This window comes from Agromyces sp. NDB4Y10, from assembly GCF_001620055.1.
Taxonomy (GTDB): Bacteria; Actinomycetota; Actinomycetes; order Actinomycetales; family Microbacteriaceae; genus Agromyces; species Agromyces indicus.
On record NZ_LQGY01000028.1, the window covers coordinates 124,574 to 139,000 of the forward strand.

General features: G+C 72.1%; 13 protein-coding genes. 5 read left to right on the forward strand and 8 right to left on the reverse strand.

From position 1 onward, the window contains the following. The first annotated feature begins 115 nt into the window (after positions 1-115). On the forward strand, positions 116-841 hold the full coding sequence (locus AVP42_RS07580; RefSeq protein WP_067947688.1) for a TetR/AcrR family transcriptional regulator: 726 nt from the start codon (positions 116-118) through the stop codon (positions 839-841). Between the two features lie 58 nt (positions 842-899). On the opposite strand, the gene AVP42_RS07585 is transcribed toward AVP42_RS07580, so the two are convergent. The 3 genes from AVP42_RS07585 to nucS form a co-directional block, all read right to left on the reverse strand. After that, the gene (locus AVP42_RS07585) at positions 900-3,707 is read right to left on the reverse strand and encodes an immune inhibitor A domain-containing protein (protein ID WP_067947690.1); all 2,808 of its coding nucleotides are present in this window, start codon (positions 3,705-3,707) and stop codon (positions 900-902) included. A gap of 223 nt (positions 3,708-3,930) precedes the next feature. Beyond that, positions 3,931-4,623 (reverse strand): HAD hydrolase-like protein, encoded by a 693-nt coding sequence (locus AVP42_RS07590; RefSeq protein ID WP_067947693.1) that lies wholly within the window; start codon positions 4,621-4,623, stop codon positions 3,931-3,933. Between the two features lie 55 nt (positions 4,624-4,678). Then, positions 4,679-5,374, reverse strand: a complete 696-nt coding sequence (nucS, locus tag AVP42_RS07595; protein WP_067947695.1) for an endonuclease NucS — start codon at positions 5,372-5,374, stop codon at positions 4,679-4,681. A 45-nt stretch (positions 5,375-5,419) separates the two neighbouring features. Here nucS and AVP42_RS07600 point away from each other — a divergent pair, with 45 nt between their 5' ends. Then, positions 5,420-5,977, forward strand: a complete 558-nt coding sequence (locus tag AVP42_RS07600) for a dihydrofolate reductase family protein (protein WP_067947697.1) — start codon at positions 5,420-5,422, stop codon at positions 5,975-5,977. A gap of 61 nt (positions 5,978-6,038) precedes the next feature. Here AVP42_RS07600 and AVP42_RS07605 read toward each other — a convergent pair whose 3' ends face one another. Both AVP42_RS07605 and AVP42_RS07610 read right to left on the reverse strand, forming a co-directional pair. Continuing rightward, entirely contained in the window at positions 6,039-6,500 is a 462-nt protein-coding gene (locus AVP42_RS07605; protein WP_067947699.1) for a hypothetical protein, read from the reverse strand. A 44-nt stretch (positions 6,501-6,544) separates the two neighbouring features. After that, entirely contained in the window at positions 6,545-7,867 is a 1,323-nt protein-coding gene (locus AVP42_RS07610) for an MFS transporter (RefSeq protein WP_231878571.1), read from the reverse strand. Positions 7,868-8,126: 259 nt separating this feature from the next. On the opposite strand from AVP42_RS07610, the gene tdh reads away from it, so the two are divergent. The 3 genes from tdh (at position 8,127) to AVP42_RS07625 (ending at position 11,614) form a co-directional block, all read left to right on the forward strand. After that, positions 8,127-9,170, forward strand: coding sequence for an L-threonine 3-dehydrogenase (tdh, locus tag AVP42_RS07615; protein WP_067947704.1), 1,044 nt, complete (start codon positions 8,127-8,129; stop codon positions 9,168-9,170). A 2-nt stretch (positions 9,171-9,172) separates the two neighbouring features. Next, on the forward strand, positions 9,173-10,354 hold the full coding sequence (locus AVP42_RS07620) for a glycine C-acetyltransferase (protein WP_067947705.1): 1,182 nt from the start codon (positions 9,173-9,175) through the stop codon (positions 10,352-10,354). A 183-nt stretch (positions 10,355-10,537) separates the two neighbouring features. Then, the gene (locus AVP42_RS07625) at positions 10,538-11,614 is read left to right on the forward strand and encodes a LacI family DNA-binding transcriptional regulator (protein ID WP_067947707.1); all 1,077 of its coding nucleotides are present in this window, start codon (positions 10,538-10,540) and stop codon (positions 11,612-11,614) included. Between the two features lie 126 nt (positions 11,615-11,740). On the opposite strand, the gene AVP42_RS07630 is transcribed toward AVP42_RS07625, so the two are convergent. The 3 genes from AVP42_RS07630 to AVP42_RS07640 form a co-directional block, all read right to left on the reverse strand. Then, a complete protein-coding gene (locus tag AVP42_RS07630; RefSeq protein ID WP_067947709.1) occupies positions 11,741-12,463 on the reverse strand; it encodes a head GIN domain-containing protein in 723 nt (240 codons plus the stop codon). Between the two features lie 100 nt (positions 12,464-12,563). After that, positions 12,564-13,961 (reverse strand): MATE family efflux transporter, encoded by a 1,398-nt coding sequence (locus AVP42_RS07635; RefSeq protein ID WP_067947710.1) that lies wholly within the window; start codon positions 13,959-13,961, stop codon positions 12,564-12,566. Between the two features lie 50 nt (positions 13,962-14,011). Then, a complete protein-coding gene (locus AVP42_RS07640; protein ID WP_067947712.1) occupies positions 14,012-14,386 on the reverse strand; it encodes a YccF domain-containing protein in 375 nt (124 codons plus the stop codon). Between the last annotated feature and the right edge of the window lie 41 nt (positions 14,387-14,427).

A 14,427-nucleotide genomic window follows, 5' to 3' on the forward strand; every position in this document is an offset into this window, starting at 1 on the left:
TCAACTGCGGCGGCGTCGCTGCCCGGTTCGTCGTCGACGGATGGCGCGGAGTGGCCCCGCGGCCCCCGGCGGCAATACAGTACGGTGTCACGCGTTCCCGCCCCAGAGGAGTCGAATGAGACCCGGACCCAGACGCAGCCTCACCCACCCCGAAATCCTCGACGCCGCGTTCGAGCTGCTCGAGACGAAGGGGTTCGACGCGGTGTCGGTGCGCGGTGTGGCGGGTGCCCTCGGCCTCACGCCGACCGCGATGTACACGTACTACCCCAACAAGCAGGCGCTGCTCGCGGGCATGGTCGAGCAGGTGCTCGGCCGCCTCCACGGCGTCGACCCCACGACGACGGATGCCGCCGACGCCGGCGCCCACGCGCCGACCCCCGAGCCGCGCGACCGCGTGCAGGCCCTCGCCTCGGCCCTGCGCGACCTGCTCGTCGAGCGCCCCGGCGCGGTCGGACTCCTGCTCGCGACGCCGCTCGACGGACCCAACGCCGCCCGCATGGATGAGGAACTGCTCACCGCCTTCACCGATGCCGGGCTCGACCTCGCCTCCGCGGGACGGGCCGCGCACGCCGTTCGCGTGCACGTCCTCGGCGCGGTCGCCTTCGACGCCGCCGACGCGGTCCGCGAGGCCGACGCCGCGCGCGAAGCCGAGGTGGCGCCCGATCCGGCGGCCGGGTCCACGTCGGCCGCGGCATCCGACACGCTCTGGGACGACCTCGAGTCGTTCCCGCTCAGCGGCCGGTCGCGCGACCTCGACGACGATCCCGCCGGACGCTTCGCCTGGGGGCTCGACCGGCTGCTCGACGGGCTGCTCGCCGCCACCGGCCCCGCCGCCCGCTGACACGAGACGAGGCGCCGACCCCCGAGGGGGCCGGCGCCTCGCCGGTGTCAGTCCGCGATCAGTCCGCGCGCGGCGGGGTGATCTCGATCTGCGCCGAACGGTTGCCGTTCATCGCCTTCTTCACGGTGATCACCGTGCCGTAGCCGACGCCCGCGTCCTTCGGGTTGCCCGAACCCAGCACGGTCCAACCGAGGTCGGTGCCGTACAGGTCCGTCACGGGCTTGCCGTCCGCGTCGACGACCCGCGTCGAGTACGGCTGGTTGTCGACCGAGGGGACGACGACCGAGGCGTCGGAGTGACGCCAGAACAGGCTGCCGTTGCGGTACTCGATGCCGGGCGTCCAGCCCTGGTCGTCGGTGAACGTGCGCACCGCCGGCAGCGCCGGGATCTCCGTGCAGTACTCGGTGAACGCCGCGTCCGTGATGCACTCCGTGAACGGGTACGTGTCCTGGAGGCCGAAGGCCGCGTTCGAGGACTGCGCCCGCGAGGGCAGGTTCTTCAGCGTCGACGGGTCCTTCGCCGCCGCCTCGCCGGTGCGGCGCAGCGGGTCGAAGTGGCTGTCGACGATCAGCAGGCCGCCCTTGGCGCCCGCGCTCGGCAGGGCCGTGAGGTTGTTCGCCACGTGGTTCGCGTCGCCGAACGTGGTGTCGCGGTACCAGACCAGCGCGCCCGGTGCGTTGTAGGCGATCTTGTCGACCTTCCACGCGTCGGTGCTGTAGATCGTGTCGTAGGCGTACTTCAGGCCCTCGTCGAACCCGTCGAAGTTGCGCCACTCCACGAGGTAGTAGTGCGCCTTCACCGACGTGCCCGAGTCGATCCGCCAGCCGGGACCGGTCGTTCCGGCCCACGACGACACCGCCGCGGTCCAGCCGTTCGCACCCGACTCGACGTCGTCCGTCCACACGGTCTCGGAGCCGCTCGTGACCGAGAAGTCGTCCGCGAACCAGCCGCGGTCGAGGTAGGCGGCATCCGTCACCTGGCGGAGCCGGACGTCGACCGTCTCGCCGGCGTACGCGCCGAGGTCGACGTACTGGTGCACCCAGCCGTGCGAGTCACCGGTCAGGCCGTACTTCTTGCCGCCGAACGTGGCCATGTTGCCGTTCGGGTCGGCGTACGTGTCGGAGGTGGTCGCCTCGGAGCCGTCCTGGTTGTAGACCTTCAGCTCGGTCCACGAGGAGCCGCCGTCGGTCGAGACCTCGACGAAGCCGAAGTCCCAGTCCGCCTCGATGACGTAGTCGTTCCACATCCAGAACTTCGCGTCCGCGGGCACCTCGACGCTGCGCGTCAGGGTGATGTCGGCCCAGTCCTGGTCGGCGCCGGTGTACCACGCGTTCTCGCCGCTGTGCGGCTCGGTCAGCGTGATGACCTTGTCGGGCAGGTTGACCTTGACGCCGTCGTGGGTGCCCTTGAGCGGACGCGAGTTCTGCCCGACCTTGACGGTCTGGCGCTCGTCGCCCGGGTTCAGCTCGAGCGGGTCGGCCCAGCCCAGCACCCACTTGTCCCAGAGGCCCATGTGCGTGGGCATCGACTGGAAGATCGGGCCGGCGTGCGAACCCGACGACATGAGGTCCCAGAAGTCGACGTCGGAGTTGCCGCCGCCGGTGGTGTCGTACAGGTCGGGCAGGCCGAGGTCGTGGCCGTACTCGTGCGCGAAGACGCCGACGCCGGAGTCCTCGGGCTGCACGATGTAGTTCGAGATCTTCAGGCCCGTGCCCGGGATCTCCGCGCCGCCGGGAACGGCCGACGAGTGCGCCCAGAGGGCGTACGTGCCCTCCGCGCCGCCACCGCCGGACTTGTCCTCACCGGCGTGCACGAGCACGACGTGGTCGATCACGCCGTCGGGCTCGGAGTAGTTGCCGTCGCCGTCGCGGTCGCCCTGGTCCTCGATGTCGTAGTCCGCGAAGGGGAAGTCCGGCTGCTGCTCCGAGAGCGCCTTGACGGAGTCGATCGCGAGCTGCTGCGGACCCATCGGGTTGTCCGGGTGGCCCTTCATGTCCTGGATGGCGCCGGCGACCCAAGTCCCGTTCTCGTCCTGCGTGCAGCGGCTGGCGCCGTAGTACGCCTCGGAGTGCGGGACGGTGATCCACTCGGTGGTCTTGCCGGTCACCGTGTAGGCGCCGCGCGACATCTCCTCGTACATCGCCTTCATCGAGTAGCCGGAGATGTCGAACCCGGGCTTGCCGTCGGGGCCCGTGAGGTCGGTGCGCACGCGCTCGGTGATGCCTTCGTCGCTGAAGAGCATCGCGTCGAAGTGCTCCGACGAGAAGTCGGGCACCCACATCGAGTTGTTGTCGAGCATCGACGCGTCGGCGGGGTTCGGGATGTTGTTGTGGAGCGGGCCGTTCTGCACGTCGCCCGGCTTGCAGTCGGTCGCGCCGAACGCGGTCGGCACGTACACGCCCGTGAAGTCGTCGTTCGCCTGGTCGTTGAACTCGACGAGGATCGTCAGGAGCTTCGCCTCCTGCGTCGAGGGCGCCTTCTTGTAGCGCTTCTCGTACTTGTCCTTCTTGAGCTGCTTGGGGCTCTTGCCGGTCTTCATCGCCTCGGCTTCGAGCTTCGCGAGGCCCTGCGCGGCGATCGGGTTGCCCGAGGCGAACTTCTGGTCGACCTCCTCGGCGAGCTCGATGGCCCGCTTCTGCGCCGCCTCGCCCTCGACGACCTTCAGGTCGCTGCCGAACGCCTCTTCGGCGCGCGGCTCGACGTAGTTGATGTAGTACTCCGAGGCGTCGATCGACGTCTCGGCCCCCTGCGGTGCCGCCGTCGCCATCCCGCCCGCGCCCGTGGCCGCGAGTCCGGATGCGACGAGGGCGAGCGCCGGCAGGGCTGCCGCGGCGCGCTTCCGCGCGCGCGAGCTGGTTCCAGCCATGGTTCTCCCTCCGAGTGCCCGCAGCGGTGGCCGGGGACACGATCGTCGTCCGCCGGTGGGCGGACGTAGGGGGAATCCTGCCCCCCGAACGGGGGCGGTGGGAAGTCCCTGCCGGGGAAGCGACCGGAATCGTTGCTATCGAGACATCCTCACGGAATGCCTCGTCGGCGCGCCGGTCGTGCGAGCGACGATGGCGGATGACGCAGGTCCTGCGCCGTCGGCGTCAGCCGACGAGGAGGCTCCGGAGCTGGTCGGCGGAGTGCACGACCGCGAGGGCGTCGCCGGCCTCCGCGGGGGAGCCGTAGCCCCACTCGACGAGGATCGTCGGCACGTCGTGGGCGGCCGCGCCGAGGATGTCGTACCCGCGATCGCCCACCATGACGGCATCCGTCGTGTCGATGCCGCGGGCCTGCAGGCGCCGCAGCGCCTCGGCGACGACGTCGGCCTTGGTGCTGCGCGTCTCGTCCTCGCTGGCACCGGCGATGTCGGTGAAGTACTTGGTGAGCCCGTTGTGCTCGAGCACCTCGCGCGCCATCGACTCGGGCTTGCTCGTGGCGAGCGCGATCGGGATGCCCGCCGCCTGCACGCGCTGGAGCACGCCCTCGACGCCGGGGAAGACGGGGGAGCGGAGCAGGTGCTGGTCGTAGTGGTCGCGGTAGACGTTGAGCGCCTCCCACGCCTCGACGTCGGTGAAGCCGGCCGTCATCTGGAGGCTGTCGAGCAGCGGCGGGCCGACGTACGAGCGCAGCGTGTCGGCATCCGGAACGGGGACGCCCATCTCGGTGAACATGTGGGCGAGGGAGTCCATGATCTCGCTCGCGGAGTCGACGATCGTGCCGTCCAGGTCGAACAGCACGGCGGACCAGACGCGCGGGGGTGCGGCCGTGGTCGGAGTCGTGGAAAGGGGGGAGGTCACCGAGTCATCCTACGACCCGTTGTTCGAGGAACACTCAGGAAACGTCCGGGCTGGGTCAGAACAGGCGGGCGTGACCGCTGTCGACGCCGCGCATCGCGTCGTAGTCGAGCACCACGCAGCGGATGCCGCGGTCCTCCGCGAGCGTGCGCGCCTGCGGCTTGATCTCCTGCGCGGCGAACACCCCCGTGACCGGCGCCAGGCGCGGATCCCTGTTCATCAGGTCGAGGTAGCGCGTGAGCTGCTCGACGCCGTCGATGTCGCCGCGGCGCTTCAGCTCGACCGCGACCGAGCGGCCCGCGGCATCCGTCGCCAGGATGTCGACCGGGCCGATCGCGGTCATGTACTCGCGCCGCACCAGCCGGTAGCCGTCGCCCAGCACCTCGATCTGCTCGGCGAGGAGCTGCTGGAGGTGCGACTCCACCCCGTCCTTCTGCAGCCCGGGGTCGACCCCGAGCTCGTGGCTCGAGTCGTGCAGCACCTCGTGGATCGACACGATCAGGCGATCGGCCGTCTTGCGGTGGGTGACGGTCCACACCTCGGCGACGCCCGCCGCACGCTGGTCGTCGTCGGGCACCGCGGTCTCGAGCGTGCACGGCGGGCTCATCCAGTTGAGGGGCTTGTAGCTGCCGCCGTCGGAGTGGACCAGGAGGCTGCCGTCGCCCTTCACCATGAGCAGGCGCGTCGCGAGCGGGAGGTGCGCCGAGAGCCGGCCGGCATAGTCGACGGAGCAACGGGCGATGACGAGACGCACCCTGCGAGTCTACGTTGGAGGTGGGACGTGGTCGGAGGGGGACCGATGGGCCGATTGATCTACTCCGCACTGGCCTCGCTCGACGGCTGCATCGCCGACCGCGACGGCGGATTCGACTGGGCGCTGCCGGGCGAGGACGTGCACGCGGCCGTGAACGCGCGGATGCACGGTGTCGGCGTCTTCCTGCTCGGGCGGCGCACGTACGAGGTCATGCGCGCCTGGGACGCGATCGACCTCGACGGGCTGCCCGAGGTAGTGGTGGGCTTCGCACGGATCTGGCGGTCGGCCGACAAGGTCGTCTACTCGCGGACGCTCCACCACGTCGACGCCCCGCGCACCCGCGTCGAACGGCACTTCGACGTCGACGAGGTGCGGCGCCTCGTCCCGTCGCTCGGCCGCGACGCCGCGATCGGCGGCCCCGACCTGGCCGGTGCGGCGTTCCGCGCCGGGATCGTCGACGAGGTGCTGCTCCACGTGTTCCCGGTGCTCGTCGGCGGCGGCACGCCGGCCTTCCCCGAGGCGCGGCTCGACCTGGCGCTCGCCGAGACCCGCACCTACGACCGCGGCGTGGTCGGGCTCGCGTACCGTCGCGTCACGACGTGACGAGTGATGCCGTTCGCGCCCGGTGATGCGGGTGCAGCGGCATCCGTCGTCGCCGGCGGCATCACTCGGCCGGGCCGGGTCGAGCCTCGTGGTGGCGCAGGCCGCGCGTGCGCTCGCGCTCCTTCATCTCCGCCTCGAAGATGTGGCGGCGGCCGCCGACGAGCTCCTCGCGCGCGGCCCGCTCCGAGGCCTTCACGGCGGCGTAGTAGCCGTCGTCGTACTCCTCCATCACCTGGAAGGTCCACCGCCCCTCGAGCACGTTGCGCCCGATGATCTCGCGCTCGATCCGGTCGGCGATCCCGTCGTGCCCCGCCTTCCGGAACAGCTCGACCGCCTCGCCGATCGCCAGGTCGGCCTTCCCCGTGAGCCGGTGGAACCGGTACAGCGAACCGCGCGCGTCCTCGATGACCTCGAGCGCCTCGGAGTACTTGCCGAGGGCCTCGATCGTGGCATCCGTCGTGCCCTCGGGGCGGGTGTGCTCGGGCAGGGGGGCGTCGGGGGCGGTGTCGTCGCGTTGGCTCATGGGTGCATCCTGCCGAGCGGATGCCGCGCGCGCACCCCCTTGCGTCAGCCGGCGCGGCGCTGCCGCGACCGCTCGCGCGCGGCCGGCGCGGCGAGCCCCGCGACGACCATGAGTCCGAGCAGCAGCAGGAGCCCGTTGAGGATGCCGAACTGCTCGCCGAGGAAGCCGATGAGCGGCGGACCGACGAGGAACGCGCAGTAGCCGATCATCGCGACGGCCGAGACGCGCGCCGCGGCATCCGCTCGGTCGGGGACGTCGGCGGCGGCCGACATGCCGACCGGGAACGCGAGCGAGCAGCCGATGCCCCACAGGAGCGTGCCGACGATCAGCACCCACGGCTCGGACCCGAAGATGAACAGCGCGAGCCCGACGACGCCGATCGCGGCCATCGACTGCAGCATCGCCACGCGCCCGAACCGGTCGATGAAGGGCCCGCCGAGCACGCGCGCCGCCGTGATCGCGATGGTGAAGACGGTGAACATGGCGGCCGCGGTCGTCTCGTCGAAGCCGTGCCCGTCGACGACCGCGAGGGCGAGCCAGTCGTTGGCGCTGCCCTCGGCGAACGACATGCCGAGCATGACCACGCCGATGAGGAGCAGGCGCACGTCGGTCCACACCGAGAGGCTCCGCTTCAGGCGCACCGTCCACGGGTCGCGAGGCGTGTCGGCGTGGGTGTCGTCGCCGAGCTCGGCGCGCAGCGGCACGAAGCGCACCGCCACGACCACGGCGACCGCGATGACGGCCGCGATGACGCCGAGGTGCGCGGCCACGATCAGGCCCAGGGCGGATGCCGCGGCCGCGAGTCCGGCACCCGCGACCGTGCCGAAGCTGAAGAACGCGTGCATGAGCGGCATGACCGTCTTGCCGAGTTCGCGCTCGGCCTCGGCGCCCTCGACGTTCATCATCACATCGACCGAGCCGTTGCCGAAGCCGAAGAGGACGAGGCCGATGGCGACGAGCGGCACGCTGGGCGCGATGGACCCGCCGATGCCGACGAGCACGAGTCCGATCGCGACGGTGACGAGCATGGCCGACATCCCGAGGCGGGCGCCGAAGCGCGCCATGATGGCGGGCGCGGCGATGAGACCCACGATCGAGCCGATCGAGCCCGCGAGGATGATGAGCCCGACGCCCTGCGTGCTGAGCTCGACCTGGTCGCGAACGGCGGGCAGGCGCGCGACCCAGCTCGCGAGGCTGAGGCCCGAGAGGAAGAAGATCGCGAAGATCGCGTTGCGCCAGGCGACGAGTTCGCGGCGGGGCCGGGTGCTCGTCGGCGTGCCGTCGGCGCGGGCGGCGTCGGCGGCGACGGAGGGGTGCGGGTCGAGGTTCTCGGCCATGGTGGATCCGGTGTCCGGCTGGTGCGACATTACTGCCTCGTTGTGGGATTTGCGGGGTCGAATCGATTCGACTCGAATCGATTCGAACACGATATCGACGGTGAGCGGATGTCGCAACCGCCGCCCCGCGTGGTCACCCGGGCGCCGCGTGCCGGCTCCGCGCCCGCGTCATCCGCTCGTCGCCCGCGACTACGATGGGCGGGTCACCTCGACGCTGCGCCGTGACCCTCGGCGCACGAAGCCGGCGCCGGCCCACCCCGCGGGCGCCCGTACGCAGAAGGCACCGCCGATGAAGGCCCTGTACAAGTCCGCGCCCGGAGCGGGATTCGAGTTCGTCGACCGTCCCGAGCCCGAACCGGGCCCCGCCGACGTGAAGATCCGGGTGCTGCGCACGGGCATCTGCGGCACCGACCTGCACATCGAGCAGTGGGACGACTGGGCCGCGTCCGAGATCCGCACGCCGCTGATCCCGGGGCACGAGTTCTACGGCGAGGTCGTCGAGGTCGGCGAACTGGTGCACGACGTCGCCGTCGGCGACCGCGTGTCGGGCGAGGGGCACATCGTGTGCGGCATGTGCCGCAACTGCCGCGCGGGTCGCCGCCAGATGTGCATCCGCACCAAGGGCGTGGGCCTGCACCGCGACGGCGCGTTCGCCGAGTACGTCGTCATCCCGGGTGAGAACGTCTGGGTGCACCACGCCGAGGTCGCGCCCGAGGTCGGCGCGATCTTCGACCCGTTCGGCAACGCGGTGCACACCGCCCTGGCGTTCTCGGTCGTCGGCGAGGACGTGCTCGTCACCGGCTGCGGCCCCATCGGGCTCATGTCGATCGCCGTGGCCCGCCACGTCGGCGCCCGCTTCATCGTCGCCTCCGACGTCAGCCCGGCCCGCCTCGAGCTGGCCATGCAGATGGGGGCGGATGCCACGGTCGACGTCTCGCGCGAGCGCATCCGCGACCTGCAGCCGCGCCTCGGCATGCGCGAGGGCTTCGACGTGGGCTTCGAGATGTCGGGCTCGGCGAAGGCGCTGCCGGAGATGATCGACAACATGAACCACGGCGGACGCATCGCGCTGCTGGGCCTGCCGAGCGAGCCGTTCGCGGTCGACTGGGGCAAGGTGGTCACGCACATGCTGACGCTCAAGGGCATCTACGGTCGCGAGATGTTCGAGACGTGGAACTCCATGAGCGCGATGCTGCAGACCAGCGGCGAGCTGCGCGAGCGCGTGGCATCCATCATCAGCGACCGCCACCCGGCACGCGACTGGCGTGCCGCGTTCGACGCCGCCGCCTCGGGAGGGGCGGGCAAGGTCATCCTCGACTGGACGGAGGTCTGAGCATGTACGGATCGGTGCAGGCGCAGTTGCGCGCCGAGCTCGACGAGATCGAGGCCGCGGGCCTCACCAAGCGCGAGCGCGGCATCCACGGCCCGCAGTCGGCCGAGATCGAGGTCGCCGGCCGGCCCGAGCTCAACTTCTGCGCGAACAACTACCTCGGACTCGCGAACGACCCGCGCATCGTCGCGGCCGCCCACCGCGGACTCGACGAGTGGGGCTACGGCATGGCGAGCGTGCGGTTCATCTGCGGCACGCAGGAACTGCACCTCGAGCTCGAGCGGCGGGTGTCGGAGTTCCTCGGGTACGACGACACCATCCTGTTCTCGTCGTGCTTCGACGCGAACGGCGGCGTGTTCGAGGTGCTGTTCGGGCCGGAGGACGCGATCATCTCCGACGAGCTCAACCACGCGTCGATCATCGACGGCATCCGACTGTCGAAGGCGCAGCGGTTCCGGTACCGCAACCGCGACCTGGCCGACCTCGAGGCGCAACTGCAGGCCGCCTCGGGCGCGCGCCGCAAGGTGATCGTCACCGACGGCGTGTTCTCGATGGACGGCTACATCGCGCCGCTCCGCGAGATCTGCGACCTGGCCGACGAGTACGGGGCGCTCGTCTTCGTCGACGACTCGCACGCCGTCGGCTTCGTGGGTTCGAACGGGCGGGGCACCCCCGAGCTGTGCGGCGTCGAGGGACGCGTCGACATCACGACCGGCACGTTCGGCAAGGCGCTCGGCGGGGCATCCGGCGGCTACGTCGCCGCCCGTCAGGAGATCGTCGACCTGCTGCGCCAACGCGCTCGGCCGTACCTGTTCTCGAACACGCTCGCGCCGATGATCGTGGCCGGCACGCTCGAGGCGCTGCGGCTCGTCGCCGAGTCGGGCGAGCTGCGGCAGCGGCTCGTCGCGAACGCGGCGCTGTTCCGCGAGCTGATGACGGATGCCGGCTTCGAGCTGCTGCCCGGCGAGCACCCGATCGTGCCCGTCATGTTCGGCGACGCGGCGCTCACGGCCCGCATCGCGGGGGCCCTCAACGAGCGCGGCGTGTACGTGACCGCGTTCTCGTACCCCGTCGTGCCGAAGGGTCGGGCGCGCATCCGCGTGCAGCTCTCCGCCGCGCACACCGAGGACGAGATCCGCCGCTGCGTCGCCGCCTTCATCGAGGCCCGCGACGCCGTCCCCGCCTGACCGGACTCCGCCCCCGCCTGACCGGACGCCGTCCCCGCCTGACGGGACTCCGCCCCCGCCCGACCGGACTCCGCCCCGCGAGATGACGCGAACGGCGCTTCGGCGACGCCCGAAGCGCCGTTCGCGTCATCCGGCGGCGCCCGCATGCCCGGCTCGAATCGATTCGACCGTAGAATCGAAGTCATGACCCCCGAGTCCGCCACGACCACCGGCGCCATTCCGCGCGTGACGCTCGCCGACGTCGCCGCGCGCGCCGGGGTCTCCGCGTCGACCGCGTCGCTCGCGTTCAGCGGCTCGGGCCCGGTGTCGGATGCCACGAAGGAGCGCGTCCTCGCCGCGGCATCCGAGCTCGGCTACGCCGGCCCCGACCCCCGGGCGCGCTCGCTGCGCCGCGGCCGATCGGGCATCGTCGGCGTCGTGCTCGAGGAGCGCGTGCGCGCGGCCTTCCTCGACCCTGTGAAGATCCAGACGCTCGACGGCCTCACCGAGGGCATCGCGCCGCTCGGCGCGGGGCTGCTGCTGCTCACCGACTCCGGCGACCCCGACGCGCCGGTCAGCCTCGACACGGCGCCGCTCGACGCCGTCGTGCTCATCGGGTGCAGCCCGAAGTTCCACCGGCAGACCGAGCGTCTCCAGCGCCGCGGCATCCCGATCGTCGCCATCGAGGGCGCGCCGGGGGGCGGGGTGCCCGAGATCACCATCGACAACCGCGAGGCGACGCGCCTCGGCGCCGAGCACCTCCGCGAGCTCGGGCACACCGACGTCGCGACCGTGACCCTGCCCTTCGAGCCGGGGCGGGTGCGCGGTCCGCTCACCCCCGAGATCGAGGCCGCCGCGACGGTCGACACGTCGGTCGAGCGCCTGCGCGGCGCGCGCGACGTGTACCCCGGCATCCGCGCCCAGGTGGCCGCGGCCAGCTCGATCGAGGAGGGACTCGAGGCAGCACGTGCCCTGCTGGCGGATGCCGCGACCCGGCCCACCGCGATCATCGCCCAGTCCGACCTGCTCGCCGCCGGCGTCATCCAGGCCGCCGAAGAGCTCGGGCTCGCGGTGCCCGGCGACCTCAGCGTGATCGGCTTCGACGGCATCCGCGTCGACGGCCTGCAGCACGACCTCACCACGCTCGTGCAGCCCTCGGTCGCGAAGGGTCGGGCCGCGGGCGAGGCGATCGTGCAGATGCTCTCGGGCGAGGATGCCGCGGGCACCGCCTTCACGAGCACCCTCCACGTCGGCGACACGACGGCGCCGCCGCGGCGCTGAGGCCCCCGCGGAGCGACCTCCGCGCTGCCGAGGGCGCGGTTGCGCGACAAGCGCGCGGCGCGTGCATCACGCACTCGTCGCGGTTCCGCGCACTCGCCCGAGGGCGGCGCGCGTCCGCCGCCGGGGCTACTCGGGTGCGACCTCGCCGGAGCCCGAGACGCTGCTGCGCACCTGCGGCCGGCCCGAGTACCGCACGTCGCCGCTGCCCGAGAGGGTGACGTCGAGCTCGTCGGACGCGTTCACGCCGATGTTGCCCGAACCCGACAGCACGACCTGCGCCGACGACGCCTCGAGGTCGCCCGCGTCGACGTCGCCGGAACCGCTCACCTCGACGACGAGCGAGTCGGTGCGCCCCGAGAGCTCGAGGTTGCCGGACCCGCTGATCGACGCGCGCACCGACTGCGCGTCGAGGTCGTCGGCCTCGATCTCGCCGGAGCCGCGGATGTCCGCAGCCACCTCCTCGGCGTCGCCGAACTCCGCCGTCACGTCGCCCGATCCGTCGATCACGACCGATTCGAGCGAGGTGACCGTGACCTCGATCCGCAGGTCGCGCTCGCCGACGATGAGTGGGCCGCGGCGGATGCCGATGACGAGCCGTCCGCCGTCGACCTCGGTCACGAGCCGGTCGAGCACGTTCTCGCCCCCGGTGACGGTGAGCGCGGGTTCGTCGCCCAGGCGGATGTCGACCTCGCCGCCAGTGCGCAGCACGACGGAGGACGCGTCGTCGATCTCGCGATCCTCGGTGCGGGTCTGCCCCGCGGTCACGAACGGCGCGCACGCGGTGAGCGTGGCGAGCACGGTCGCGCCGACCGCCGTCACGGCGACTCGGCGCAGCGATGCGCGGTGCATGTCGACCCCTCCCCGCCCCCGGGTCGTGCGGAGGCGACCCGCCGAGCGTACTCGCGACGGGCGACGAAGCGGAGGGTCGTTGGTCACTCCGCAAGGAACGTCAGGCGGGCGCGCCGGTCACCATCCAGGCCCGGCCGCGGGCCCGCAGCGAGAGCGTGACCGCGCGGGCCAGGAGGTACGCGATGACGAACGCGCCGGTGACGAAGGCGAGGGCGACGGATGCCGCGACCGGCCCGTCCGCGGCCGAGCCCGCGGCATCCGCCCCGCCCGTCGCCCACCAGACCACGGCGAACGCGATCGGCGCGTAGGCGGCGAGGTTCACGAGGCCGGTCCAGGCGAGGTAGCGGGCGTCGCCCGCCCCGATGAGGACGCCGTCGAGCACGAACACGACGCCCGCGAGGGGCGTTGACACCCCGAGCACGACGAGCGACAGCGGAAGCAGGTCGCGCACCTCTGCGGATGAGGTGAAGAGCGCGGGCAGCGCCCATGCGCCGGCCACGAGAATCGCCCCGAGCACGAGTCCGGCGCCGACGCCCCAGGCGAGGCATCGGCGGAGCACCGCGCGCACCTGGGCGACGTCGCCGGCGCCCAGCCCCTTGCCCACGAGCGCCTGCGCCGCGATCGCGAGGGCGTCGAGGGCGAAGGCGAGCGTCGCGTACAGGGTCATCGTGACCTGGAACGCGGCGAGCTCGTCGGAGCCGAGCGCGGTCGCCGACCACGTCGCGACGAGCAGCGCCGCACGCAGGCTGACGGTGCGCAGGAACAGCCAGCCGCCCGATGCGGCGCCGCGGAGCACGCCGGCGTGATGCGGCCACGGGTTCGCGCCGACGCGGCGCGCGTGCCGGGCGACGACCACGAGGTACACCGCGACCATGCCCCACTGGGCGATGACGGTGCCGATCGCGGAGCCGGCGATCCCGAGCCCGAGGCCGTAGATGAAGAGCGCGTTGAGGGCGATGTTCGCGCCGAACCCGAGCCCGGCGACCCAGAGCGGCGTGCGGGTGTCCTGGAGGCCGCGCAGCAGGCCCGTCGCCGCGAACACGACGAGCATGGCGGGCAGGCCGATCATCGAGATCGAGAGGTAGGTGACCGCCTCGGCGGTGACCGCGGCGGAGGCGCCGAAGGCCCCGGCGAGCCACGGCGACGCGGCCCACCCGCCCAGGGCGAGCAGCGCACCGAGCCCCAGGGCGAGCCACAGCCCGTCGATGCCGGATGCCACGGCCCCGCGTTCGTCGCCCGCGCCGAGCCGGCGCGCGACCGAGGGCGTCGTCGCGTAGGCGAGGAACACCATGAGCCCGACGATGGTCTGCAGGATGGCGCTCGCGAGCCCGAGCCCGGCGAGCGGCGTCGCGCCCAGGTGGCCGACCATGGCCGTGTCGGCGAGCAGGAACAGCGGCTCGGCGACGAGCGCGCCGAGCGCGGGCACGGCGAGGCGGAGGATGTCGCGGTCGACGACGCGGCGCGCGACCTCCGGGGCGGGGGCGGAGGGGGAGCTCATGGCGGATCGAGCCTACGCGGGGCCGACGACGCGGCCGCGGCGCGCCGTCCTCACTTGGACTCGACGATCTCCTTGCCGAGCGGGGCGAGCGACACGGCGATGAGCTTGAAGTTCGCGATCCCGAGCGGGATGCCGATGATGGTGAGGCACATGATGATGCCCGTGATGAGGTGCTCGAGCGCCAGCCACCAGCCGGCGAGGATGACCCACACCACGTTGCCGAGGAACGACCAGGTGCCCGAGCGGGGGTTGGAGACGACCTCGCGGCCGAACGGCCACACCGCGTAGTTGCCGATGCGGAACGACGCGAGGCCCCACGGGATGGTGACGATGAGGATGCACATGAGCACCCCCGCCAGCATGTAGCCGATCCAGAGCCAGATGCCGGCGAGCACGAACCAGATGACGTTCAGCAGCGTGTTCATGGTGGCTCGATCATCCCACCGGCGGTCGGCCCGCGCGAGGG

Excerpts from the sequence above, each read along its gene's own strand:
- AVP42_RS07585 (WP_067947690.1), bottom strand. The coding sequence starts at position 3,707 with ATGGCTGGAACCAGCTCGCGCGCGCGGAAGCGCGCCGCGGCAGCCCTG.
- AVP42_RS07610 (WP_231878571.1), bottom strand. The coding sequence starts at position 7,867 with ATGTCGCACCAGCCGGACACCGGATCCACCATGGCCGAGAACCTCGAC.
- AVP42_RS07635 (WP_067947710.1), bottom strand. The coding sequence starts at position 13,961 with ATGAGCTCCCCCTCCGCCCCCGCCCCGGAGGTCGCGCGCCGCGTCGTC.
- AVP42_RS07605 (WP_067947699.1), bottom strand. The coding sequence starts at position 6,500 with ATGAGCCAACGCGACGACACCGCCCCCGACGCCCCCCTGCCCGAGCAC.
- AVP42_RS07625 (WP_067947707.1), top strand. The coding sequence starts at position 10,538 with ATGACCCCCGAGTCCGCCACGACCACCGGCGCCATTCCGCGCGTGACG.
- AVP42_RS07600 (WP_067947697.1), top strand. The coding sequence starts at position 5,420 with ATGGGCCGATTGATCTACTCCGCACTGGCCTCGCTCGACGGCTGCATC.
- AVP42_RS07630 (WP_067947709.1), bottom strand. The coding sequence starts at position 12,463 with ATGCACCGCGCATCGCTGCGCCGAGTCGCCGTGACGGCGGTCGGCGCG.
- AVP42_RS07580 (WP_067947688.1), top strand. The coding sequence starts at position 116 with ATGAGACCCGGACCCAGACGCAGCCTCACCCACCCCGAAATCCTCGAC.
- tdh (WP_067947704.1), top strand. The coding sequence starts at position 8,127 with ATGAAGGCCCTGTACAAGTCCGCGCCCGGAGCGGGATTCGAGTTCGTC.
- AVP42_RS07620 (WP_067947705.1), top strand. The coding sequence starts at position 9,173 with ATGTACGGATCGGTGCAGGCGCAGTTGCGCGCCGAGCTCGACGAGATC.
- AVP42_RS07640 (WP_067947712.1), bottom strand. The coding sequence starts at position 14,386 with ATGAACACGCTGCTGAACGTCATCTGGTTCGTGCTCGCCGGCATCTGG.